Origin of the sequence: Pseudomonas sp. Marseille-Q1929, assembly GCF_017316265.1 — a bacterium.
Taxonomy (GTDB): domain Bacteria; phylum Pseudomonadota; class Gammaproteobacteria; order Pseudomonadales; family Pseudomonadaceae; genus Aquipseudomonas.
Genome location: NZ_JAFLWU010000069.1, coordinates 1 through 843, shown reverse-complemented (window position 1 = coordinate 843; position 843 = coordinate 1). Strand labels below are relative to the sequence as shown.

The 843-nt window shown below is 56.9% G+C and carries 1 pseudogene; it reads left to right on the top strand.

Features of this window, described 5'->3' with window-relative positions:
* Positions 1–18 precede the first annotated feature (18 nt).
* Positions 19–843: pseudogene (locus tag J1G37_RS28935) on the top strand (hypothetical protein); the annotation flags it as partial.

Below are 843 nucleotides of genomic sequence, written 5' to 3'. Positions count from 1 at the left end.
TGCGAGGAGCGTATTGTTATGTCCCGTCGACCCCAAGAACCGAATAACCACGAACACCACCACGACCACTGCGAACCCAATCCCGACGGCGAATACTTGCCCAAGACAGTATCCGGCCCGCCCAAGCCCGCGCGCCGGGGCTCAGACGCCTCTTCCAGCCACCCGGTATGCCGCCCTCATTCCAACCATTTGCCCAAGCCACCACCTGGCCCGGCCAAGCCGCCGCCCACTCGAGTTGAAGACCTGGACACGCCTTATTCTGCTTACCCCTCAGTGACGATCAGCCATCTGCCCGGCGAAAGCATGTATGCGTACGGAATGGGCCTGCGCCATACGGTTCCCTATGCAACCTGGATTTTCGAGAAGTGGTATACATGGTCACTTCTCGACTTCTACGCGCTTTATTTCGATCACGCGTCACTGCCAGTCGCCAGCGACAATGTCATGGTTGATCAGCCGATTTATTCGTTATCAGTGGCTGAGGAACATGTGCCTGAAGGCGATGTGCAGGTACGCGGGCTTGTCCAGCGCGTAGGTAGCGGCAACCAAAGCACTTCGCCCTGGCAGACGATCTTGGTCAAGCGGACGAAGCCCGGCGGGACAGATGTGGATCCGGGCTCGCCATGGCATTCGGGTCTGAAGATGAGCGTCGTGGGCTTTCCCGAAGGCTCGACCCTCAATCCATTTAATGTTGGCCCAGGCGTTACGGTCAAAATTGAACGCTATGAAAACATCCGTCGTAACGATTTGATCAGCGTGTCCTGGGACGGCAATTATGTGCCTCACCGGGTGACGGACGATGAAGCCGCCGGTGTTGTCGATATCCTCGTTTTTATCGATATA